The organism is Mesorhizobium kowhaii (assembly GCF_003253745.1).
In the GTDB taxonomy this organism is placed as follows: Bacteria; Pseudomonadota; Alphaproteobacteria; order Rhizobiales; family Rhizobiaceae; genus Mesorhizobium; species Mesorhizobium kowhaii.
Window position 1 is genome coordinate 1 of record NZ_MZXV01000070.1, and the last position, 22,003, is coordinate 22,003.

A 22,003-nucleotide genomic window follows, 5' to 3' on the forward strand; every position below is an offset into this window, starting at 1 on the left:
AGATCGGCAATGCCGGGCGCAGAAGTAAAGTCGACGCATCGCGCAGTACATTCAACCGCACACTACCGGCGGTCCCTTCGTGGTGCCCGTGCAGTTCTTCCAAGCCGGAATTGATAAGATCGAGGCCAGCACTCACTTTTTCGGCCAGCGCGCTTCCCGCCACTGTTGGAGCAACACTTCGGCTTGTACGGTTTAGCAGCCTTACACCAAGTCGCTCTTCAAGCGCTTTCACCCGGTGGCTGAGTGCTGATGCGGTTACGCCGAGATTGTCCGCAGCCTTTCTAAAACTGCGATACTGTACGATGAGCAGGAATATCGAAAGGTCGTACACTTCAGCGCGACTGAGCGACATAAAAACTCCCAATATCTAGATCGCCATAGCCTGGGCGTCGGTGCAGAGATAAAAACTCACCGATATGGCATTAAGCAGTCGAGATCGAAATCATCACGATTGATCCACCATGCCACACAAAAATAACGCCGCCATCCGCCAGATGTGTCGAACCCACGAGTGCGCTCAATCATGCCCTGGCCAGCCGTGACGGGTGCTCTCCGCGTTGAAAGACGAACCATTCGTCGATTTCGGCCGGATTGGAGGACGCGGAAACTCGTCGACCGCGCCTTTCTGGAGGTGGGCATCGAGCGTCGCACAGTCTTCGAGGGTCAGCGATCTTGAAACGCTCCTGGAACTGGTTGCGCGCGATCCCGCGATAGCCCTTGTTCCGGAAGCCATCGCCGAAGCACGGCCTGCACGCTCAGCATCAACCCGATCGCACAAACAGAACTCTTCTGGGAACTTGTCGTAGCCTACGCAGGCGGTGACGGCCCAAATCATTGCCCTTCAGATCACGCGCCGAAGGCCTTTCTGCAACTTTTGGCGAACACGAGGATATCTGACAGCAGTTTTCAACCAATAAAGGGTCCATGACTTCAAAAAACTGCCGGATATGGCTCACCCCGCTGCTAGGGAAGAACTCGCTCCCGCTCGATGCCCAATCCTCGACCCGCTGTGGCACTGACGCTGAATTGAAGAGCGAGGCATATCCCTGTTTCGGTCCACCGTTTCTCAGTGGAATGGATCGGAGATGCCGCTATTTGCGCGCATCTGCACCGTCTGCAGGAGGTACCATGCGATTTGAAGGTAAGGACGTTCTCGTGACCGGCGGGAATTCGGGGATAGGCCGCGGAATCGTCCACTATTTCCTGATGGAAGGAGCCCGGGTGGCGTTTGCAGGCCGCGATCACGAGAAGGGCCGCGCCGTTGAAGAGGAAGCAAGGGCGATCAAAGGCGAAGCCCGCTTTTTCCCATGCGACCTTTCGGAGGAACATCAAGTCGAGGATCTGATCGGCCAAATCGGCCACTGGGGGCGGCTGCGGGTTGTGGTCAACAACGCAGGCGCTGGCTCGCGCCGGAGCGGGATTGAACCCAGCGATCGCCCCGGGGCAAGATGGGACAAGATGCGTGGCGCCAACCTGGACTCCACCTATTTTGTAGCCTCCTACGCCCTGCCGGTGATGCGGGATTCCGGCGGCGGTGCTATTGTGAACATATCGTCAACGGCTACCTTGCACGGCAACTGGGGCCTGTATTGCGTCGCCAAGGCGGCCGTTGAGGCGCTCACGCGATCGTTGGCCATCGAAGGTGCTCCGCATCGGATCCGAGCGAATTGCGTCAGTCCTGGCTGGATTGCCACCGAAACCGATACAGCGGCGCCCGCGTCGGGTACCGGCGACTGGACTGTGGCGCCAAGCGTGTTCGGCCGGATGGGCACCTCGGCCGAAATTGCTGCGGCCGTCGCGTTCCTTGCGAGCGATGAGGCGTCGTTCATCACGGGCCAAACCTTGGTCGCCGACGGGGGCCTATCGATCCTGGATTACACCTCGCTGTCGCTTCTCGAGCAGCGCGGCTCAGTGCTGTTCTCCGGTATGATCGGTGACACTCCGTAAAGCGGGCCTCAAACAGACCCGAAGATCACACGCCTCACAGCCTGCTTTCATCCGGATGTCGCCGACGTGCGCGGAGAATTCGAGCATGGCGCTGTCGTCGCCTGCCATCTGGCGCTCATATTTGAAGTCCTCGAAAACCCCCGCCGCGGTCCGAACCAGAAGGCACACCAGATCGTGTCCCGGGTAGGGGGTGCCATTCGACTGGCGAATGGTAGACCGCCTCGGCGGCAATGACAGAGTCCAGGTCGCCAAAGTCACCACTTGCGATCATGGCGAGCCACTTCCCCAAGGTTGTCCGCGCTGCCGGATCCAGCGGCGCCGTCGTGTCATTGAGAATGTCGCGGCCTGACGGGATTGAAGGCCCGCTATGCGAAGACTTCGTTCCAGTGGACATGGCCAATTCTTCCTTCCGTTTGAGGATAAGATGGGGATTCCTCTTTCACCAATGAGGACGGCCCAATCCATGCCACAAGCCTAGGTGTCGGGCATTCCACTAAAAGTATCGTTCGTTGCGTGTCCGTGATCTGAGCCTGCGGGCGAGACGTCCAGGTTGCGAGGCGATAGCGGCTTCCTAGATTTCGCTTCGGTCGGCTGTTGGTCACGGGATGATACGGACTGGATGAAGAGCGTTCAGCCCAGCGCCACGGAATGTGGCAGGAGGCCGAGATGGGTCTGCCCGCGGCTTCGACGCCTCGCCGGCGGCATATCCGTGAGCCGCCGAGAAATGTCCTACCTATTGTGACACATATTGTGATACAAATCATGCTAGTAAATGGACAAAATATAATAGAAACAATAGTTTGGTGGGGAGATCGATCCCAGCCAACGGTACCGACCCCTCAGAAACAGAAAATGCTCTTGCCCCCTCGATTTCCTTTGGCTCTGTGGACCTTGGACAAGATCGGCTTGCCGGTTGGCGACGACTCGGCTCGTATGGGGACATGCATCCTTTGCGGGATGTCGGCGTTTATGATTACCAACCGGCTTTGCCGCCAGGGAACAGCAGTATGAGTGAACACGCGATCGAGTTCTTGCGGGGATGGATCGGCGAAAAGGTCCACTGCCAGTCATCCGAGGCCAGGATCGAGAAGCAGGCCGAGACTCTGGCCAGGGAATGCGCTGCCAAGGCGGCAGAAGTCGGCATCCCCCTGGAGGATATCCAGGAAGAAGTCGGCGACATTCAGGAACTGATCGCCTCCCGGCTCGAGGAAGCGGCCGAGGCCGACGAGCAGCAGCAGGCCCCCAAAGCCGCAGAATAGCCGCTTAGAGCAATTCCAGGAAAACTGTCTGAAACGCTGGCTGTTCGGCCCGCGTCTTCGTATCAGCTATCCCTCAGCCAAACTTCTCTCTCAACCACGCCTTCGGCAACGCCGGCACGAAATTGCCGTCGCGCCCGCTCATGTCGTCATTGGCGACCAGGGCGTTGAGGATCGATTCCTCGATGCTCTGGATCACCGCATCGAAAAACGGATCGATGTCGGTGTCCGGAACAAAATCGGCGCTGGCGATGCGGCCGGATGGCGCCAGCGCCGCGCGCGCATTGGCGGTCGAGAAGGCGATAAAAATATCGCCTGAACTGTGATAGCCGAAGCCGCCTGTCATGGCGACGCCAAGCGGCACGCGGCGGGCCAGCCGCTTCATCTGGTGCGGCAGGAACGGCGCGTCGGTGGCGATGACGGCAATGATCGAGCCCTTTTCGGCACGCGGCGTGCCCTGCCGGATCGCCGGCTCGGCCAGGTCTGGCCCGGCGCGCAGGCCGCGAACCGTAAAATTGTGCCGCTTGCCGAAATTCGACTGCACGAAGGCGCCGACCGTGTAGGCGCGGCCTTGCCATTCGACGATGCGCGACGCGGTTCCAGATCCGGCCTTGAAGCCGAACGTGATCATGCCGGTGCCGCCGCCGACGCTGCCTTCCTCGATCGGTCCGCTGGCCGCACCGTCAAGTGCCTGGGCAACATGCTCTGATGTCAAATGGTGGCCGTTGATGTCGTTGAGGAAGCCGTCATAGGTTTCCGCCGCCACCGGCAGGCCCCAGCCGCTGTCGAGTGCCGCCGGCAGCACGCGTTGCATCCAGCGCAGCGTGCCGTCGCGTGAGACGCCGCAGGAATGCGTGTTGGTGATGGTGATCGGGAAGTTGAAAGCGCCGGTTTCCTCGACGATGTGCGAGCCGGTCAGCTCGCCATTGCCGTTCTGGCTGAAGATGCCGGCAAAGACCGGCGTCGCAAGCTCGGCGCGCGGCCTGGGCAGGATCGCGGTCACGCCGGTGCGCACCGGTCCCTGTCCGACGACGAGCGCGCCATCGCCCGAAATCAATGTCACATAACCGACCGTTACACCGGGCACATCGGTGATCGCATTGAACGGACCGGGTGTCCCGTCGAAACCGATGCCGAAACGTCGCGCGCGCGGCTTGCCGGAAGGCGTTGCCAGATGGTGCGGATTGTCAGTCATCGTCTCAGAACAGCGATCCCTGGTTGCCGGGCTCTTTGGCCTTGGCCACCGGCTTGGCCACGGCTTTCGGTTTTGCCGTGCCGCTGGTTGCAATCGCGTCGGCGGTGCCGTCGGCGAACTCCAGCGAAAGCGCCATTCCCGACGCCACCTCGGCCGCATGTTTGATCACCGCCCCGTCGGCGTCCTTCACCAGGACGAAGCCGCGCGCCAGGACGGCCTTGTGCGAAAGCGTGGTCAGCAGGCGGTCGGCCTGGCTCAATTGCCCGCGCAGGCGCTCGAGCCGGACGGAGATCACCCGATCCTGCCGCCGCGCCAATGCTGCCAGCGCGTCCCCTTGCAGTTTCTGGCGTCGCACGATCGGTGCCGGCGAAAGACGCGTTGCGGTGCGCGAAAATCGCGCGCGACGTTCGCGCACGATGGCAAAAAACGCCGCCTGCGCGCGGGCGAGGTCGCGCCCGGTCAGCGTGCGGGCTTCATTCATGCGCCGCGACAGCGTGGCAGGCGTCAGCCTTTGGCCTTGAAGCCGCGCCCGCTTCCGATCGACGCTGACGGACAGCGCCCGGCCGAGCCGGCTTGTCGCCTCGTCGAGGCGTCGGCGCGGCAGCGCCAGCAATTGATCGGGCGAGGGCAGCGCGCGGGCCGCCGCACGGGCTGCCTGCCGCTTGCGCTCGAAATTGCGCAAGACCGCCGCCTTCAGCCGCGCGCCGAGGCTGGCAAGCGTCGCTTCGAGGTCGGCCTTCACCGGTACGGCAATTTCGGCGGCACCTGTCGGCGTCGGCGCCCGCACATCCGCGACCAGGTCGATCAGCGTCCAGTCGGTCTCGTGGCCGACAGCCGAGATCACCGGAATGGCGGAGGCGGCGACGGCGCGCGCCAGCGCCTCGTCGTTGAAACCCCAAAGGTCTTCGAGGCTGCCACCGCCGCGCGCCACGATCAGCAGATCGGGGCGCTGGATGGTGCCATCCCAGGCCAGCGCGTTGAAGCCATTGACCGCGGCGGTCACTTCCGCGCCCGCCGTTTCGCCTTGCACGCGCACCGGCCAGACCAGCACATGCAATGGAAACCGGTCCTTGATGCGGTGGATGATGTCGCGGATGACGGAGCCCGTCGGCGAGGTGACGACGCCGATGACGCGCGGCATGAACGGCAGCAACCGCTTGCGGCCGGTGTCGAACAGGCCCTCGGCCTGCAGCCGGCGCTTGCGCTCTTCCAGCAGCGCCATCAGGGCGCCGGCGCCGGCTGGCTCCAGATTGTCGATGACGATCTGGTAGTTGGATTTGCCGGGATAGGTGGTGAGCTTGCCGGTGGCGATCACCTCCATCCCCTCCTCGGGGCGGAATTTCAGCCGGCTCATCGTGCCTTTCCACACCACGGCGTCCAGCCGGGCACGGTCGTCCTTCAGCGCGAAATAGGCATGACCGGACGAATGCGGCCCGCGATAGCCGGATATTTCGCCGCGCACCCGCACATTGCCGAAGACGTCCTCGACCGTGCGTTTCAGTGCGCCGGAGATCTCGCTCACCGTGTATTCGGCGGCGTTGGTGCGTGATTCGGATGCTGCCTCGCTCATCGGCCGATTGGGGAACGGTTAGCGTTCCACGTCAAGGGACCCGTCTCAGCCCAAGCCCTCATAACGTTGCGCGCGGCCTGCCTACCAGCCCGGCAGGATCTGGTTCGGCTTGGTTCGCCTCATCTTGGCGAAGGCGAGTGCGGCGAAGTCGAATGTCCCGGTCTCTTCGCTGATCGGCACGGAAATATTGTCCAGGCTTTCCGAAATATGGCGGGCAAGCGCATCGACGATCTCCGGTCGCGACGTCTGGCCGCGCATGATGCCGATGCGGCAATCGGGCAGGGCGCCGAAGCCGTCGGCTTCGCCCAGCACTCGCATGCCGGGCCTCAGCGCGCATTCCGGCAGCACCGAGATCGCCAGGCCGGAAAGCACCGCGGCTGTGATGACTGTGGCCGAGAAACTGGTGAACAGGATGCGATAGTCGCGGTTCTGCTGGTCGAGCACATCGACGGCGGCGCGTCGCCAGATGCAATTCGGCCGGCCAAAGGCCATCGGCAGCGTCTGCTGCTCGTGCGTCGCATGGTTGGCCGAGGTGACCCACAGCAGCGGCTCGCGCCGCACCACCTCCGACTGGCCGCGCGTGTCGTTGTGCGTCACCAGCGCCAGGTCGAGATTGCCGCGCTTGATGTGCTCGACCAGCCCTGGCGTCGGTTCGCAGATGACGGTCAGTTCGACGCGCGGATTGGAGCGCGTGAACCGCGCCATGATCTCGGGCAGGAAACGGTCGGCATAGTCGTCGGGCGTGCCGATGCGGATGGTGCCTTCGAGCCGCCGGTCGTCGAAGGCCGCCAGTGTTTCGCGGTTGAGGTAGAGCAGCCGCCGCGCATAGGAGAGCAGCTTGTCGCCTTCCTCGGTCAGCCTGTTGGTGCGCCCGTCCTTCTCGAACAATGGCTTGCCGATCCGTTCCTCCAGCCGGCGCATCTGCATTGATACCGCCGACTGGGTGCGGTGCACCTCTTCGGCCGCCCGCGTAAAGCTGCCGGTATCGGCAATCGAGATGAAGGTCTGCAACTGATCGAGATCGAGCGGCGCTTTCATCGGCGTGATCCATCACTAGTGTTGATGCTAAAGATTAGAAACATTCGTTGGATTAATCAATCGGTCGATGGCAAATTGGCATTGTCCACATGAAGCCAATGCATGTCGCCCAAAAGTGGACACCGGTTTTGGGACAACGACATGCATCACCGAAGTGAATCGAAGCCGGAACGGCCGCTGACGCCAGCGCCGATCGTCTGGTTTTGTCCGTTCGAGTCTGAAGGAGACCGACATGACCACGTTTGATTTCGCCACCGAGACCTCGCGCATCACCTCGCGTCCGGCCGTTGCGACGCGCGTGGCAAACACCGTCTCCAACGTCTACCGCGCCTGGAAAAACCGCCGCGCCTTCTATCGCCTTGGCGAGATGTCGGATTCCGAACTCGCCGATATCGGCCTGACGCGCGCCGACCTGCATGTCGCCATCGACGTGCCGTTTGGCCGTGACCCGACGGCGATCTTGCGCGAAATCGCCAGCGATCGCGTCGAAACGATCGAGGATCTCGCCCGCAAGGTCGCCTGATCGCCTGGCTTGGTTGCTTGTCGTATCGGTTGCCGTGAACCTTTTTAAGGTTCGAGGCGACTGACGAGTATGCAGGCCCCACTCCCTGCCGGATCCCCGCCGGCCCGCCTGCACTCTGCCCGGTCCTCCCAGGACCGGGCTTTTCTTTTGAAGCGCCGATCGGTGCTATCGCCGATCCATGTCCCGCTTGAACTGGTCAAAGATCGTTTCCACGCCCTTCTGGTACTCGTCACGCTGCTGGGCGCCGGTCTCGAACATCTTGCCGAACAGATCGTCGAACGGGTTCCTCGGCCGGCCGCTCGGATTGGCCTGCGGCTGCGGCGCCTGGCGCTGCGGTGGTGCCTGTGGCTGTTGCGGCGCCGGCTGTCCACCCCCGCCGAAGCCGCCACCGCCGCCTTGCCGCAGCATTTCCTCGAAGATCTTGCCGAGCGGGTTGTCGCCATAGGGGCTCTGGGTCTGCTGCGGTTGCGATTGTTGCGGCTGCGGCTGCGGCGCCCCACCGCCGAACATGTCCTGCAGCACCTTGCCGAGCGGATTGTCGCCATAGGGATTGGGTGCCGGCTGCGGCTGGCTTTGCGGCTGCGGCGTCCCGCCGCCGAACATATCCTGCAAAACCTTGCCGAGCGGATTGTCCATCGGATTCTGGGGCTGCGGTGCCTGGCGTGGCTGGGGAGCCGGGGCCTGCATGCCGCCTTGTCGCATCATCTGCTCGATGATCTCGCCGAGCGGATTGTTGCCGCCGCCCCCGAAACCACCGGCGGCCTGCATCTGGTTTGTCGTCTGCTTGAACAATCCGCCCATGACCATCGAGGCGATGGCCGGCAGCATCTGCTGCAGGATCTGCTGGCTGACGCCGCTCGCTTGCGCCGCCTGGCTGGCTACGGCGCGCGACAGAGCCTTCGAGCCGAACAGGTGCCCCAAAATGCCGTTGCCTTCATCGACGCCTTGCGGCGAGAAGGCTCGGGTTGCGTCCTCGAAATACTTGGCATGCTGGCCGCTTGCCATTGCCGTCATGAAGGCGCCGAGCCCATAGGGGTCGGCAGTGTTGCGTTGCAGCCCTTGCGAAAAGGCCGGCAGCAGAGCGGCAACGGCCGCCTGTGTCTGCTGCATCGAAAGCCCGTATTGTTGGGCAAGGGCCTGCATGCCATTGCCGTTCTGGGCCTGCGCCAGCATATCGAACAAGGTAGGCATCGGCTTCTCCTCCGGGAAATCCTAGGGTGGAGAGCCTAATTCGTTTCGATGACCGATTGAAGCGGCTTTTGCCAATCAATTGGCCGCGCCAAACCCGCAGGGTTAATAGGCGTATTCCATGAAAACCGGCTCGATCGAGCCGCCCCAGCGCGTATGATAGGCGGAGAGCATCTCCTCGGCGCTGGTGGTGCCGCGTGCGACGACTTCATCGAGCGTGTTGAGGAACGAGGTCTCGTCATAGCCGTCGCGGTTCTTGCGGCCACGGTTCTTCAGGCCCATGCGCGAGATGACCATCACGTCGCGGGCGATCTCGCGCAGCGTGGTGTTGCGGAAGGGCGCGGAAATGCCTTGTTCCGGCACCGCGTTGCGCATCGCCAGCACTTCCTTGTACGTCCAGCTGGAGGTCAAAGCCTCCGCCGCATCGAGCGCGGCCTCGTCATAGAGCAGCCCGACCCAGAAGGCGGGCAGCGCGCAGATGCGCCGCCATGGTCCGCCATCGGCGCCGCGCATTTCGAGGAAGCGCTTGAGCCGCACGTCCGGGAACAGCGTCGATAGATGGTTCGCCCAGTCGCCCATTGTCGGCAGCCCGTCCGGCACTTCGTTGCGGGCAGCCCCCGCCATGAACTGGCGGAAGGTGATGTGCGTCATGTCGTGATAGTGGCCGTCGCGGATGACGAAATACATCGGCACGTCGAGCGCCCATTCGACATAGTCGGCAAAACCGAATTCCGGCGAGAAGCAGAATTCGAGCAGGCCCGAGCGCTGGTTGTCGGTATCGCGCCAGATGTCGCCGCGCCAGCTTTGCAATCCGTTCGGCCGGCTGTCAGTGAATGGCGAGTTGGCGAACAGCGCCGTCGAAAGCGGCTGCAGCTTCAGCGACACCTGCATCTTGCGGCGCATGTCGGCTTCGCTCTCGAAGTCGAGGTTCACCTGGATGGTGCAGGTGCGATACATCATGTCGAGGCCTTTGGTGCCGACCTTGGGCATATAGCGCGTCATGATCTCGTAGCGCGACTTCGGCATTTTCGGCGTCTCGGCCAGCGACCATTTCGGACTGCCGCCGAGGCCGAGGAAGCGGATGCCCATCGGCTCGGCGATCTCGCGCACCTGCGCCAGATGGGCATTGCCCTCGCGGCAGGTCTGGTGGATCGTCTCCAGCGGCGCGCCTGACAACTCGAACTGGCCACCCGGCTCCAGCGAAATCGCACCCTGGCCGGTTGGCTCGACCAGGCCGATGATGCGGCCGTCATCGATGATCGGATCCCAGCCGAGTTTCTGCTGCATGCCTTCGAGGATGGCGCGGATGCCGCGCTCGCCGCCATAGGGCACAGGCGCGTTGCCGTCGACATAGAAGGGGAATTTCTCGTGCTCGGTGCCGATGCGCCACTTGTCGCGCGGCTTGTTGCCTTCGGCCAGATGCTCGACGAGTTCATCGATGCCTTCGATCGGGCGGAAATCGGTAGTATCGCGCGCCATGATAAAGCCCTCCGCACATGATCCCGAAAATCGGCTTTCGATTTTCGGAAAGGATCATGTGCCCCTTCAAAATGCTACAGCGTCCTTTGCGCGTCCGAAAGGACGTGCGGCGCTGTAGGACGGCCGGACGACCGCCGGCGCTAGATGGACGAAATGTCAGTAGTCGATCAAGCGAAAAATCCTGAGCCACAGGTCAACAGGAATTGAACGATACCGCCCTGTCGTCCCTTGCAAGAAATGAAGTCTCACCAGTCTCCGACTGTTGCCTGGATCACCGCAAGTGCGGCCACCGCCGCCGTATCGGCGCGCAGGATACGCGGTCCGAGCGGAATGGCTGTCACGAAGGGAAGGGCGCGCAGCATCTTGCGCTCGTCGTCGGAAAAGCCCCCTTCGGGCCCGACCAGCAGCCCAAGCTTCTTTTCCTTGACCGCCTGCAGAGCCGGCAGCGGATTGTTGGTAGCGGCGTCCTCGTCGCAGAAGATCAGCCGGCGTTCCTTGTCCCAGCCGGCCAGCAGGCGGTCGAACTTTTCGGCTTCGCGCACCTCCGGCACCGCCAGGATGCCGCATTGTTCGGCGGCTTCGACGACATTGGCGCGCAAGCGATCGATGGAAGGTTTTGCCACTTGCGTGTGCTGGGTGATGACCGGCTGCAGGACGCCGGCGCCCATCTCGACCGCCTTCTGCACGAGATAGTCGAGCCGCCCCTGCTTCAGCGGCGCAAAGCAGTAAATGAGATTGGGCAACGGCGGCTGCGGCCGTTGCAGCGCCAGCACCTTAAGCCGCACCGCCCTTTTTGATTTCGCGGCGATGGCCGCCGACCATTCGCCGTCGCGGCCGTTGAACACCAGGATTTCGGCGCCCTCGCCAAGCCGCAGCACATGCAGCAGATAGTGGCTCTGCTGCTGACCGGCATCGAACTCGACATCTGGCCCGAGATCGTCAGGCACGAACAGGCGTTGCATCTTGTAATTGGCGCGCATGGCCGAGGAATGAGCGAGCCGGCCGTCGGCGTCAAGCCTCGGCGGATGGATGCCACACCGGTCGAAAGCCGTGCCGCAGGACGGCGAGCGTCGTGGCCGGCGTCAGCAGCGAAAGTGTTTTGCCTTCCAGCAGACCGACATCGGCGGGTGGGCCATATCCGGCGAACGACCAGCACAGTGCCTTGCCGCCGCGCAAGGCATAGGCGTTGCCGCCATCCGCAACCATCGCGCCGTCCGGCAGGCCGGCGAGTTCTTCAAGGGCCACTATCGGTGGCTTGCCACCGGAGGCCAACCGCTCCTTGTGCAGCCGCTTGTCGACCTGCGGTGCGCGCGGCTCGGCAATGCCGAAGGCTTCGCCGAAGCGGCCGACGAAATCCTTGGCCCGCTCGCGCTGGCAATAGAAGCAGGGGCGATGCCCGGCCGCCAGCGCCGTCACCTCGTCGAGGAAGAACAGCTCGGTCCAGCCCGCTTTGCCACCCAAATGGTCATCGCTCTTCCGGTTGCGGCCCATCGGCTCGCGCCGCACATTGCGGAATTTGCAGACGCAGATGATCCAGGCCGGAAGCGCCCAGCGCTTTTTCTTAAGCGTCTTTGTCTCGGGATCGTGGATGATGCCGCGATTGCCGGTAAATAGCCCGCGCTCGGGCACGGCATGGATGGCGCCGAACGGATCGACCCGGTTCTGCAGTGGCATAGCTTTCTCCCGCAACACGCATCTTGGCTGCAATGCTGGCGGCATGATATCGCTCGTCACATCATTTTCATGTCAGCAGGGTTTTTCATGCGGGTACTGGTGGTCCAGAACTACGACAATACCGGCCTTGGCCAGGTTGGCGCGGCCCTTGCGGAAGCGGGTGCCGATCTCGATCTGCGCTTGCCCTACAAGGGCGATCCCCTGCCGGATGACGCGGCCGGGCACGATGCCATGGTGGTGCTCGGCGGCGGCCAGAATGCGCTGGCCGACGACGACTATCCCTATTTCCCGGCACTGCTCGAACTGACCCGCGATTTCGCCGACAAGGACCGCGCCGTGCTCGGCATCTGCCTCGGCAGCCAGCTCGTTGCCCGCGCCTTTGGCGGCGAGAACCGCATTGGCGGCGCCAACGAGTTCGGCTGGCGCGGCGTGTCGCTGACGCCGGACGCCAAGGCCGATCCGGTGCTGGGCGCGCTGCCGGAAAAATTCCCGATCTTCCAGTGGCACGACGACACGTTCGTGCTGCCTGAAAACGCCGTGCGGCTCGCCGGCAATGATGTCGCCGAGAATCAGGCGTTTCGCGTCGGCCGTGCCGTCTACGGCTTCCAGTTCCATTTCGAGGCCGACCGGCCGATGGTGCAGGACTGGAGCACATCCTTTGCCCCGACCATCGCCGCGCGCCATCCCGACTGGGCCGGCAAGCTCGATGGCGAAATGGCCCGCAACGGACCTGACGCAGATGCTGCCGGCCTCGCCATTGCTCGCGCCTGGGTGGCGACGATCTGAGAGACTGTTTCGAAATTCTACTCTGGCGGCCATCTGATGGCGTTTTCTGCGCTCACGGACCAAATGTCCGCTGCGCTGCGGTTCTCAAAACCACCACCATCTGACGCGCCAGAGCGAATTTCGAAACAGTCTCTGAGCGTTCGCCCCTCGATGCCCTGCCGCGTGACATAATTGGCACGCGGCGGTGAAACCGTCTGGGAAAACACCTTTCATCCTTGGCTTGTGTCCGCCCGCCATCCTAGAAGGCGCGCGCGCTGCATCGGCTGTGCAACCGCGCTGAACCTTTTGTGTGACCCGCGCGACACACCGCCGATACAGAATATGCCTAGAAGCGCAAAATCGTCGAAACTTTGAAGCGAATTCTCCGTTTCAACCCATTGGTAACCGCCTGGTGCACAGATGCAGCAAGCTCAACAAGAGATGACGTCCGTGAAAGCAGCGCTTCTGTCCTTTGCCATGTTATCCGCCATCGTACTGTGCGGTCTCGGCATCTATTCCGCCGACGCGGCCAACAACCACAACGCCGTCGACGGCTACGGCGTCACCGCCTCGCTTCGCTAAAGCCGAAGCGTCTTTCGCGTCCCCGGACGCGCCGCGCTCAAGCTTCCTTTATCGTCCCAGGCTCCTTGATCGTGATCGTCAGGATGCGTTTGTCCGGCCCGTCGACGACGAGAGCGGTCAGCATCCCCGATTGCCAGGCAAGCGTGTCGACATTGACGCGGTTGGCCATCACCTCCGCCTCCGGCACCGGCGTGTGGCCGTGCACGACGATCTTCGGGAACAGACCGGGATAGTTGTGGAAGACATCGCGGATCCAGATCAGGTCCTGCGGGTTTTGCCTTGCCAGCGCGACGCCCGGCCTGATGCCGGCATGGCAGAAGAAGAAATCCCCCAGCGTCAGCGAAAGCCGCAGCGATCGCAAAAAATCGATGTGGGTTTGCGGCACCGCCTCGACCAGGGATTGATGTCCTTTGCGCACTGCGGACTCGGCTGTGCCGAACCACATGCTGGTGCCTTCACTGATCGCCACGCCGTAGGACAGCGCCGTCTGGATGCCGCCGAAACGGATGAAAAGCCCCTCCGGGTCGGGCTTCTTGAGAAAGTCGAGAAAGCCAACGTCGTGGTTGCCGGCCAGCATCAGATGGCGCGGGTCGCGCTCTCGCGCCTCGATCAGGAAGTCGATGACGCCTTTGGAGTCCGGTCCACGGTCGACATAGTCGCCAAGATGGATGACACGCCAGTCGGCAGGCGCCTCCTGCTCGATCTCGGCCTCGATGCGTTGATGCATGGCGGCCAGCAGGTCGAGCCGGCCATGCACGTCGCCAATCGCATAAAGACGCACCCCTTCCGGCCCATGCGCGTCGAGAAAATGGATGCCGGGTTCTGCCAACTTTGCGCCGTCTCCGTGGTCAGGCTGTCACGGACCTCTAGCGTCGGAGCTGGTCCTTGCCCATGTCGGTGACCAGACGCTTTCCGCACAGTGCCAACGTGATGTCCATCTCCTTGCGGATGATTTCCAAGGCTTTGGTAACCCCTTCCTTGCCAAGCGCACCCAGACCGTAAAGAAATGGCCGGCCGATATAGGTGCCCTTGGCGCCGAGGCAGAGCGCCTTCAGCACGTCCTGGCCGGAGCGGATGCCGCCATCCATATGGACTTCGATGGTGTCGCCGACCGCATCCGCGATTTCCTCAAGTGCCATGATCGAAGACGACGCGCCGTCAAGCTGCCGCCCGCCATGGTTGGAAACCACGATCGCGTCGGCGCCGGTCTTGGCCGCCATCAGCGCGTCTTCCTTGTCGAGAATGCCTTTGAGAATCAGCTTGCCGCCCCAGCGTTCCTTGATCCAGGCGATATCCTTCCACGACAGATGCGGATCGAACTGCTCCGTCGTCCATGAACCCAGCGAGGCGACGTCGCCGACGCCTTTGGCGTGGCCGACAATGTTACGGAAGGTGCGGCGCGGGGTACCGGCCATGCCCAGACACCAACGCGGGCGGATCGCCATGTCGACAAGGTTGGCGAGCGTCATCTTGGGTGGCGCCGAAAGTCCGTTGCGGACATCCTTGTGGCGCTGGCCCAGAATCTGCAGGTCGAGCGTCAGCACCAGCGCCGAGCATTTTGCCGCCTTCGCCCGGTCGATCAGGCTGAGCACGAAATCCTTGTCGCGCAACACATAGAGCTGGAACCAGAACGGCTTCTTCGTCACCGAGGCGACATCCTCGATCGAGCAGATGCTCATCGTCGACAAAGTGAACGGCACGCCGAATTCCTCAGCCGCCTGCGCCGCCAGCATCTCGCCATCGGCGTGCTGCATGCCGGTCAGGCCGGTTGGCGCCAGCGCCACCGGCATCGCCACCTTTTCGCCGATCATGGTCGATTCCAGCGAGCGGTTGCTCATGTCGACCAGCACGCGCTGGCGGAATTTGATCTTGCCGAAGTCCTCCTCGTTGGCCCGGTAGGTGCTTTCGGTCCAGGCGCCGGAATCGGCATAGTCGAAGAACATTTTTGGCACGCGCCGGCGCGCGAGATCCTTGAGATCGGCGATGGTGAGGATTTGGCTCATGAGGGTCCCCGCTTATCAGTCCTGGGAGCGTCTGCGTGTGGGTTCGATCTGGCCGGCGTCAGAGCGTTGCCTCAACCTCAGCCGCGAGACGCGTTGCCAGTCGCCGCTGCGCTCGGCCTCGGCCATCGACCGCTCGACATAGATCATGTGGTCCATTGCCGCTTGCCGCGCGGCCGCCGGGTCGCCGGCCTTGACCGCTGCGTGGATCGCCCGGTGCTGGGCAAGCAGGGCGTCGCGTGCACCGGGCACGGTGAACACCAGCAGCCGGTTCTGGAACACACCTTCCGACAACAGCCGGTAGCAGGAGCGCAGCGTGTGCAAGAGCAGGATGTTGTGCGCGCACTCGCAGATCGCATGGTGGAACTCGACATCGATTTCGGCTTCGTCGTCGAAATCGCCGGTGCGGTGCGCTTCATCCATGCGCGCCATGATGCGGTCAAGCAGCGCCAGATCCTCCGGCGTGGCGCGTCGCGCCGCATACTCGGCCGCCACGCCTTCGATCTCGCGGCGGTATTCCAGATAGTCGGCCACCGCCTTGCGATGCATCGAGATCAGGTCCGCCACCGGCTTGGTGAACAGCTGGCCGATGATGTCGGCGACATGCGTGCCGCCGCCCGGCCGCGTCGTCAAAAGGCCGCGCCCTTCGAGCGCCTTCAGCGCATCGCGCAGGATCGGCCGCGACACGTTGAACTGGCGCGCAAGCTCGCGCTCGCCCGGCAACCGGTCGCCGGTGCGCAGCACACCTTCGAGGATGAGGCTCTCGATCTGCTGCACCACCTCGTCGGCGGTGCGCGAATGCTCGATCCTGGAAAAAATGTCGCTCAACAGAATGCCTGGAAGGTGAACCGGTGTCGCGCAGGATAAAGCCTGCGTCGCCAACTGGTCAAATTATTTATCCAATTGGTCGAAGTGGGTCGATTTTGCCGCCTGGCGCTATATCGTCTTCGGCTAAACTTTGCTGTTTGCGTCATCTGGCCATTGGCCCTAGAGGGACGCAATGTAAGAGGGTCTAGAGAACCCCGGGGGACAAGCCGTGTCAGACGACCCGTCCAATCTCGAGTTCCAGCCGCGCGCCAAGGGCAGCGTCATGGGTTTTCCCGCGCATGAGGGCCGGCCCGGTGCGCTTGGCGAGGTCCATGCCCGGCCGCATCCGCTGATCGAAAAGCCGCGTGTCCTGGTGCAACTCGCCTTCATGACCGAGGGCGGATCCAGTGTCGACCATGCGGTGCTGTCCGAACTGTCGCGGCGTCTCGGCATTGCCGCACCCGACCGCCAGGCCCGCCACCACGCCATGAAGTGGGGCAAGGGCTCGCTGCGCTGGGAGCGGCACACGGAATTCTCGACCTATCTGTGGGAAGGGCCGCTCTCCGAAAGCGGCAGGGCGCAGGAGGACTCGCCGTTCGGCAACGGGTTTTCGCCGCCAGGCACCGTCATCTCCGGCATCAGGCTCGAAATCCGCAAATGGACGCAAGCGAGCGAGCGGCTGATCGCCGCCTTCGACCCGACCAGCCTGTGCTATTCGCTGGTCGAGCGCGGCAACGCCGCCATCGTCACCGACTTCCGCCAGGATGGCGACGGCATGACGCGTATGCTGGTGCTCGATCGCGGCCTGACGCCGGCGCGCACCGGTGCGCTGTCGCAACGGCTGATCGACATCGAAACCTACCGCACGCTGTGCATGCTTGGCCTGCCGCTGGCGCTGACCTTGTCCGGCCGCGCGCGCCGCATCGAGGACAGGCTGGCGCAGACCACGCTGGAAATGAAGGTCGCCGAAACCCGCGACAGCCAGACACTGCTGGCCGACCTCACCGAGCTTGCCGCCGAATTGGAGGCGGACGCCGCGTCGAGCCTCTACCGCTTCGGCGCCAGCCGCGCCTATGACGGCATCGTCGGCGAGCGGCTGGAAGCACTCGAGGAAGAAGCCGTGCCTGGTTACGACACCTGGGGTGGGTTCCTGCAGCGCCGCGTCGCGCCGGCCATGCGCACCTGCCGCTCGGTCGAGGAGCGCCAGGCCAATCTGTCGCGCAAGCTGACCCGCGCCACGACGCTGCTGCGCACCTGGGTCGATGTCGAGGTCGAAAAGCAGAACCGCGACCTGCTGGCGTCGATGAACAACCGCGCCCGCCTGCAACTGCGCCTGCAGCAGACCGTCGAAGGCCTCTCGGTCGCCGCCGTCTCCTATTATGTGGTCGGCCTCGTCGGCTATGTCGCCAAGGGCGCCTCGATCTTCGGCCATGCCTTCGCGCCGGAGGTCGTCACCGCTGCTTCGGTACCGGTCGCCATCGTGCTGGTCTGGTGGGGCGTTCGCCGCGTGCGTCGGATGCATTCCGAACCCGGCAAGCTGGCGGGCGAATAGCCTGTATCCGCAGCGGCAGATTGCCGCTGCGGAAGCCTGTCTGACCATGACTTTGGAATCTCCACCAAAGCCGGATTTGCAACCAACGCGCTTCACTGGTAAAAGATTTTGACCAGTCAAGCAAAACGAGGCTGCTGATGTCCGGCTTGGCCATGCCGAAACCAGACGACGCCACGATGCGCCGGCGCGACGAGATCGTCGCCGACATGCGTATCATCGTGCCGGGCGAGGGCGTCGTCGACGCCGCCAATTCCATGCGGGCGTTTGAGAGCGATGGCCTGACCGCCTATCGGCAGCTGCCGCTGGTCGTCGTGCTGCCGCAAACGGTGGCGCAGGTTTCCCGCGTGCTGAAATACTGCAATGACCGCAACATCCGCATCGTGCCGCGCGGCTCCGGCACCTCGCTGTCCGGCGGCGCGCTGCCGCTCGAGGATGCGGTGCTGCTGGTCATGAGCCGTTTCAATCGCATTCTTGCGATCGATTTCCCCAACCGCGTCGTCGTCGCCCAGCCGGGCGTCACCAATCTCGGCATCACCACCGCCGTCGAGCAGGAGGGCTTCTACTACGCCCCCGATCCATCCTCCCAGATCGCCTGCTCGATCGGCGGCAATGTCGCGGAAAATTCCGGCGGCGTGCACTGCCTGAAATACGGCCTCACCGCCAACAACGTGCTCGGCATCGAGATGGTGCTGATGAATGGCGAGGTGATGCGGCTCGGCGGCAGTCACCTCGACGCGGAAGGCTACGACCTGCTCGGCGTCATGACCGGCTCCGAAGGGCTGCTCGGCGTCGTCACCGAGGTCACCGTGCGCATCCTCAAGAAGCCGGAGACCGCACGCGCCCTGCTGATCGGCTTTCCGACCAGCGAGCAGGGCGGCCAATGCGTCGCCGACATCATCGGCGCCGGCATCATTCCGGGCGGCATGGAAATGATGGACCGGCCGGCGATCCACGCCGCCGAGGACTTCGTCCATGCCGGCTATCCCCTGGATGTCGAGGCGCTGCTGATCGTCGAGCTCGACGGGCCGAGCGTCGAGGTCGATCACCTCATCACCGCCGTCGAGGCGATCGCCATCCGGAACGGTTCGACCACCTGCCGCATCTCGCAGTCGGAGCAGGAGCGGTTGAGCTTCTGGGCCGGCCGCAAGGCGGCGTTTCCGGCGGTTGGCCGCATCTCGCCCGACTATTACTGCATGGACGGCACCATCCCGCGCAAGGAGCTGCCGCGCGTGCTTGCCGGCATGCGTGAGCTGTCGGAGAAATACGGTCTCGGCGTCGCCAATGTCTTCCATGCCGGCGACGGCAATCTGCATCCGCTGATCCTCTACGATGCCAATGTGCCGGGCGAACTCGACAAGGCCGAAAGCTTCGGCGCCGACATTTTGCGGCTCTGCGTCAAGGTCGGCGGCGTGCTCACCGGCGAACACGGCGTGGGCGTCGAAAAGCGCGACCTGATGCCGGAGATGTTCAACCAGATCGACCTCGACCAGCAGATGCGGGTCAAATGCGCCTTCGATCCCAACCATCTTTTGAATCCCGGCAAGGTCTTCCCGCAGCTTCGCCGCTGCGCCGAACTCGGGCGCATGCACATTTCTGGCGGCAAGCTGCCGTTTCCGGACATTCCGAGGTTTTGAGGGTGGCAATCGTGCCCAGTGTCTCCGCCTTGGTGTTTCTTCGCGCCCCCCTCTGTCCTGCCGGACATCTCCCCCACAAGGGGGGAGATCAAAGGCTGGGTCCGCTTTCGCCAATCGCCAACGTTGCAGGAAGAGTGCTGTTCGCGACGCTGCCAATCTCCACACAAGTGGGGGAGATGTCCGGCAGGACAGAGGGGGGCGCGAAGGATCGCGACGCCTTTGCATTCACCAAGGGTGCGACGGCTCCATGACCATCTTCACCCCAACCAATTCGGACGAAGTCCTGTCCACCGTCGCCTGGGCCGCGGCGGAGGAATCGCCGCTCGAAATCCTTGGCCATGGTTCCAAGCGCGGCATCGGTCGTCCGCAACAGAGCGAACACACGCTCGACCTGTCGAAACTCACCGGCGTTACGCTCTATGAGCCGGCCGAACTGGTGCTGTCAGCCAAGGCCGGCACGCCGCTGGCCGACATCGAAAAGCTGCTGGCGGAAAACGGCCAGCAGCTTGCCTTCGAGCCGTTGGATTACGGCCCGCTGTTCGGGGGCGAAGCTGGCAAAGGCACTATCGGCGGTGTGCTCGCCGCGAACCTTTCCGGTCCGCGCCGGCTGAAGGCAGGTGCTGCGCGCGATCATATCCTGGGCATCAATGCAGTTTCAGGCCGTGGCGAGGCCTTCAAGTCCGGCGGCCGCGTCGTCAAGAACGTCACCGGCTACGATCTGTCAAAATTGATGGCCAACAGCTGGGGCACGCTGGCCGCGTTCACCGACGTCACCTTCAAGGTGCTGCCCGCCGCCGAGACCGAGGTCACGCTCGCCGTCCGCGGCCTGCTCGACGATGCCGCTGCAGCCGCCATGGCCCTGACGCTCGGCTCCAGCGCCGAAGTGTCGAGTGCCGCTCATCTGCCGGAGCGGATCGCCGCGCGCGTCGCCGGCGGCACGCTCGGCAACGAGGCCGCGACTTTGCTGCGCGTCGAAGGGTTTGGCCCTTCCGTCGCCTATCGCATCGCCGCTCTGAAAACATTGCTCGGCAAGGCTGGTCCGCTGGAGGAGATTTCGGGCGAAGCTTCACGGGTGATCTGGCGCGATGTGCGCGATTGCAGGCCCTTCGCCGATGGCAGCGAGAAACCGGTCTGGCGCGTGTCGATGACGCCGGGAGAGGGCCACCAGATGGTTCTGACGCTGCGCATGCAGGCCGCCGTCAGCGCCTTCTATGACTGGCAGGGCGGGCTGGTGTGGTTGCGCATGGAAGAGGGCGATCCGGAAGCCGCTCTGCTGCGCGGGCTGTTGAGAAAACATGGCGGCGGCCATGCGACGTTGGTGCGCGCCGCACCTTCTCACCGCGCCGCCTTGCCGGTGTTCGAGCCGCAGGCACCGGCGCTGTCAGCACTTAGCGCGCGGCTGAAGCAGGAATTCGACCCAAAAAACATCCTCAATCCCGGCCGCATGGCCTAGGACTAGAACAGCGATGCAGACCAATTTTTCGCTTGCCCAGCTCGCCGACCCGCATGTCGCGGAATCGGAAAAAATCCTGCGCAAATGCGTGCATTGCGGCTTCTGCACCGCCACCTGCCCGACCTATGTCACGCTCGGCAACGAGCTCGATTCACCGCGCGGGCGCATCTACCTGATCAAGGACATGCTGGAGAATGGCCGCCCGGCCGACAAGGAGATCGTCACCCATATCGACCGCTGCCTGTCGTGCCTTGCCTGCATGACCACCTGCCCGTCAGGCGTCAACTACATGCATCTGGTCGACCATGCCCGCGCCCATATCCAGGAGACCTACCGGCGGCCGCTGCTCGACCGCCTGACCCGCGCCATGCTGGCCTTCGTGCTGCCCTATCCCACCCGTTTTCGCGCCGCACTCAGGCTGGCGAAGCTGGGCAAGCCGTTCATTGGCCTGTTCGAAAAGGTCCCGGCGCTGAAGCCGCTTGGCGCAATGCTCAAGCTCGCGCCGGCATCGATCCCCAAAACTTCGCCGATGGCCTCGCCGGGCCTCCATGCCGGGCAAGGGACGAAAAAAGGCCGCGTCGCAATCCTCACCGGCTGCGCGCAATCGGTGCTTGATCCCGCCATCAACGAGACGACGATTTCGCTGCTGACGCGGCTCGGCGTCGAGGTCGTGGTGCCGCCGGGCGAAGGCTGTTGTGGCGCGCTGGTGCACCACATGGGCCGGGAGCAGGCCGCCCTTGCCTCGGCCAGGCAAAATGTCGACGCCTGGACACGCGCCATCGAACAGAGCGGGCTCGATGCCATCGTCATCACCGCGTCCGGCTGCGGCACGACGATCAAGGACTATGGCTTCATGCTGCGGCTGGATCCGGCCTATGCCGACAAGGCCGCGCGGGTGTCGGCGCTGGCCAAGGACATCACCGAGTATCTGGCCGGTCTCGACCTGCCCGAACCGGTGCGCAAGCCGCGCACCATCGTCGCCTATCATTCGGCCTGTTCGATGCAGCACGGCCAGAAGATCACGCGCCAGCCGAAGGAATTGCTGGCCAAGGCCGGCTTCATCGTGCGCGAACCGCGCGAGGGCCATCTGTGCTGCGGTTCGGCCGGCACCTACAACATCCTGCAGTCCGAGATTTCGGCCGAGCTGCGCGACCGCAAGGTCAGGAATATCGAAGCGACAGGGGCTGCAATCGTCGCCACGGGCAACATCGGCTGCATCACGCAGATCGCGTCCGCGGCGAAAATGCCGGTGGTGCACACGATAAAGCTGCTCGACTGGGCCTATGGCGGGCCGAAGCCGGAAGGCATTCTGGAAGAGAGCCTCGTCGCCGCGGAGTAGA

The 22,003-nt window shown here is 63.5% G+C and carries 20 protein-coding genes; 9 read left to right on the forward strand and 11 right to left on the reverse strand.

Going from position 1 to position 22,003, the window contains the following annotated elements:
• Nucleotides 1–352, reverse strand: a 352-nt coding sequence (locus B5V02_RS31015; RefSeq protein WP_146606183.1) for a LysR family transcriptional regulator, incomplete at its 3' end; no start/stop codon positions are given.
• 776 nt (nt 353–1,128) lie between these two features.
• Here B5V02_RS31015 and B5V02_RS31020 point away from each other — a divergent pair.
• Together B5V02_RS31020 and B5V02_RS31025 are read left to right on the forward strand one after the other, a co-directional pair.
• Nucleotides 1,129–1,947, forward strand: coding sequence for an SDR family NAD(P)-dependent oxidoreductase (locus tag B5V02_RS31020; protein ID WP_111547828.1), 819 nt, complete (start codon nt 1,129–1,131; stop codon nt 1,945–1,947).
• Nucleotides 1,948–2,954: 1,007 nt separating this feature from the next.
• Entirely contained in the window at nt 2,955–3,206 is a 252-nt protein-coding gene (locus B5V02_RS31025) for a DUF768 domain-containing protein (RefSeq protein ID WP_111547829.1), read from the forward strand.
• A gap of 73 nt (nt 3,207–3,279) precedes the next feature.
• Here the strand turns inward: B5V02_RS31025 and B5V02_RS31030 are convergent, their stop codons facing one another.
• From B5V02_RS31030 to B5V02_RS31040, 3 genes are all read right to left on the reverse strand, one after another.
• Nucleotides 3,280–4,398, reverse strand: a complete 1,119-nt coding sequence (locus B5V02_RS31030) for a DmpA family aminopeptidase (RefSeq protein ID WP_111547830.1) — start codon at nt 4,396–4,398, stop codon at nt 3,280–3,282.
• Between the two features lie 4 nt (nt 4,399–4,402).
• On the reverse strand, nt 4,403–5,968 hold the full coding sequence (xseA, locus tag B5V02_RS31035; protein ID WP_111547831.1) for an exodeoxyribonuclease VII large subunit: 1,566 nt from the start codon (nt 5,966–5,968) through the stop codon (nt 4,403–4,405).
• An 81-nt stretch (nt 5,969–6,049) separates the two neighbouring features.
• Nucleotides 6,050–7,006 carry a LysR substrate-binding domain-containing protein gene (locus tag B5V02_RS31040; RefSeq protein WP_111547832.1) on the reverse strand — a complete coding sequence of 319 codons (957 nt, stop codon included), beginning with the start codon at nt 7,004–7,006 and terminating at the stop codon, nt 6,050–6,052.
• Nucleotides 7,007–7,238: 232 nt separating this feature from the next.
• Between B5V02_RS31040 and B5V02_RS31045 the strand changes: the two genes are divergently transcribed.
• Entirely contained in the window at nt 7,239–7,529 is a 291-nt protein-coding gene (locus tag B5V02_RS31045) for a DUF1127 domain-containing protein (RefSeq protein ID WP_111547833.1), read from the forward strand.
• Between the two features lie 165 nt (nt 7,530–7,694).
• On the opposite strand, the gene B5V02_RS31050 is transcribed toward B5V02_RS31045, so the two are convergent.
• The 4 genes from B5V02_RS31050 to B5V02_RS31065 all read right to left on the reverse strand — a co-directional run bounded on the left by B5V02_RS31050 (nt 7,695) and on the right by B5V02_RS31065 (nt 11,870).
• Entirely contained in the window at nt 7,695–8,720 is a 1,026-nt protein-coding gene (locus B5V02_RS31050) for a DUF937 domain-containing protein (RefSeq protein ID WP_111547834.1), read from the reverse strand.
• A 102-nt stretch (nt 8,721–8,822) separates the two neighbouring features.
• A complete protein-coding gene (locus tag B5V02_RS31055; RefSeq protein WP_111547835.1) occupies nt 8,823–10,196 on the reverse strand; it encodes a glutamate--cysteine ligase in 1,374 nt (457 codons plus the stop codon).
• 245 nt (nt 10,197–10,441) lie between these two features.
• Entirely contained in the window at nt 10,442–11,176 is a 735-nt protein-coding gene (locus B5V02_RS31060) for a 16S rRNA (uracil(1498)-N(3))-methyltransferase (RefSeq protein WP_111547836.1), read from the reverse strand.
• A 31-nt stretch (nt 11,177–11,207) separates the two neighbouring features.
• Nucleotides 11,208–11,870, reverse strand: a complete 663-nt coding sequence (locus tag B5V02_RS31065; protein WP_111547837.1) for a hypothetical protein — start codon at nt 11,868–11,870, stop codon at nt 11,208–11,210.
• Between the two features lie 87 nt (nt 11,871–11,957).
• Here B5V02_RS31065 and B5V02_RS31070 point away from each other — a divergent pair, with 87 nt between their 5' ends.
• Entirely contained in the window at nt 11,958–12,656 is a 699-nt protein-coding gene (locus tag B5V02_RS31070) for a type 1 glutamine amidotransferase (protein WP_111548045.1), read from the forward strand.
• Nucleotides 12,657–13,085: 429 nt separating this feature from the next.
• The gene (locus B5V02_RS42325) at nt 13,086–13,217 is read left to right on the forward strand and encodes a hypothetical protein (protein ID WP_257784452.1); all 132 of its coding nucleotides are present in this window, start codon (nt 13,086–13,088) and stop codon (nt 13,215–13,217) included.
• A gap of 37 nt (nt 13,218–13,254) precedes the next feature.
• Here B5V02_RS42325 and B5V02_RS31080 read toward each other — a convergent pair whose 3' ends face one another.
• Genes B5V02_RS31080 through B5V02_RS31090 form a run of 3 tightly spaced genes read right to left on the reverse strand, consistent with a single transcriptional unit; the run spans nt 13,255 to nt 16,045 of the window.
• The gene (locus B5V02_RS31080) at nt 13,255–14,046 is read right to left on the reverse strand and encodes a metallophosphoesterase (protein WP_111547838.1); all 792 of its coding nucleotides are present in this window, start codon (nt 14,044–14,046) and stop codon (nt 13,255–13,257) included.
• A 37-nt stretch (nt 14,047–14,083) separates the two neighbouring features.
• A complete protein-coding gene (locus B5V02_RS31085; RefSeq protein ID WP_111547839.1) occupies nt 14,084–15,220 on the reverse strand; it encodes an alpha-hydroxy acid oxidase in 1,137 nt (378 codons plus the stop codon).
• A gap of 15 nt (nt 15,221–15,235) precedes the next feature.
• Nucleotides 15,236–16,045 carry a FadR/GntR family transcriptional regulator gene (locus B5V02_RS31090; protein ID WP_111547840.1) on the reverse strand — a complete coding sequence of 270 codons (810 nt, stop codon included), beginning with the start codon at nt 16,043–16,045 and terminating at the stop codon, nt 15,236–15,238.
• Nucleotides 16,046–16,253: 208 nt separating this feature from the next.
• On the opposite strand from B5V02_RS31090, the gene B5V02_RS31095 reads away from it, so the two are divergent.
• The 4 genes from B5V02_RS31095 to glcF all read left to right on the forward strand — a co-directional run bounded on the left by B5V02_RS31095 (nt 16,254) and on the right by glcF (nt 22,002).
• The gene (locus B5V02_RS31095; RefSeq protein WP_111547841.1) at nt 16,254–17,576 is read left to right on the forward strand and encodes a DUF3422 family protein; all 1,323 of its coding nucleotides are present in this window, start codon (nt 16,254–16,256) and stop codon (nt 17,574–17,576) included.
• 137 nt (nt 17,577–17,713) lie between these two features.
• On the forward strand, nt 17,714–19,210 hold the full coding sequence (locus B5V02_RS31100; RefSeq protein ID WP_111547842.1) for an FAD-linked oxidase C-terminal domain-containing protein: 1,497 nt from the start codon (nt 17,714–17,716) through the stop codon (nt 19,208–19,210).
• Between the two features lie 247 nt (nt 19,211–19,457).
• Entirely contained in the window at nt 19,458–20,663 is a 1,206-nt protein-coding gene (locus B5V02_RS31110; protein ID WP_111547843.1) for an FAD-binding protein, read from the forward strand.
• A 13-nt stretch (nt 20,664–20,676) separates the two neighbouring features.
• Nucleotides 20,677–22,002 (forward strand): glycolate oxidase subunit GlcF, encoded by a 1,326-nt coding sequence (glcF, locus tag B5V02_RS31115; protein ID WP_111547844.1) that lies wholly within the window; start codon nt 20,677–20,679, stop codon nt 22,000–22,002.
• Nucleotide 22,003: the final 1 nt, after the last annotated feature.

What these genes read in the sequence shown, in the direction of transcription:
- B5V02_RS31020 (WP_111547828.1), top strand. Translation starts at nt 1,129, where the DNA reads ATGCGATTTGAAGGTAAGGACGTTCTCGTGACCGGCGGGAATTCGGGG.
- B5V02_RS31025 (WP_111547829.1), top strand. Translation starts at nt 2,955, where the DNA reads ATGAGTGAACACGCGATCGAGTTCTTGCGGGGATGGATCGGCGAAAAG.
- B5V02_RS31030 (WP_111547830.1), bottom strand. Translation starts at nt 4,398, where the DNA reads ATGACTGACAATCCGCACCATCTGGCAACGCCTTCCGGCAAGCCGCGC.
- xseA (WP_111547831.1), bottom strand. Translation starts at nt 5,968, where the DNA reads ATGAGCGAGGCAGCATCCGAATCACGCACCAACGCCGCCGAATACACG.
- B5V02_RS31040 (WP_111547832.1), bottom strand. Translation starts at nt 7,006, where the DNA reads ATGAAAGCGCCGCTCGATCTCGATCAGTTGCAGACCTTCATCTCGATT.
- B5V02_RS31045 (WP_111547833.1), top strand. Translation starts at nt 7,239, where the DNA reads ATGACCACGTTTGATTTCGCCACCGAGACCTCGCGCATCACCTCGCGT.
- B5V02_RS31050 (WP_111547834.1), bottom strand. Translation starts at nt 8,720, where the DNA reads ATGCCTACCTTGTTCGATATGCTGGCGCAGGCCCAGAACGGCAATGGC.
- B5V02_RS31055 (WP_111547835.1), bottom strand. Translation starts at nt 10,196, where the DNA reads ATGGCGCGCGATACTACCGATTTCCGCCCGATCGAAGGCATCGATGAA.
- B5V02_RS31060 (WP_111547836.1), bottom strand. Translation starts at nt 11,176, where the DNA reads ATGCGCGCCAATTACAAGATGCAACGCCTGTTCGTGCCTGACGATCTC.
- B5V02_RS31065 (WP_111547837.1), bottom strand. Translation starts at nt 11,870, where the DNA reads ATGCCACTGCAGAACCGGGTCGATCCGTTCGGCGCCATCCATGCCGTG.
- B5V02_RS31070 (WP_111548045.1), top strand. Translation starts at nt 11,958, where the DNA reads ATGCGGGTACTGGTGGTCCAGAACTACGACAATACCGGCCTTGGCCAG.
- B5V02_RS31085 (WP_111547839.1), bottom strand. Translation starts at nt 15,220, where the DNA reads ATGAGCCAAATCCTCACCATCGCCGATCTCAAGGATCTCGCGCGCCGG.
- B5V02_RS31100 (WP_111547842.1), top strand. Translation starts at nt 17,714, where the DNA reads ATGTCCGGCTTGGCCATGCCGAAACCAGACGACGCCACGATGCGCCGG.
- B5V02_RS31110 (WP_111547843.1), top strand. Translation starts at nt 19,458, where the DNA reads ATGACCATCTTCACCCCAACCAATTCGGACGAAGTCCTGTCCACCGTC.
- glcF (WP_111547844.1), top strand. Translation starts at nt 20,677, where the DNA reads ATGCAGACCAATTTTTCGCTTGCCCAGCTCGCCGACCCGCATGTCGCG.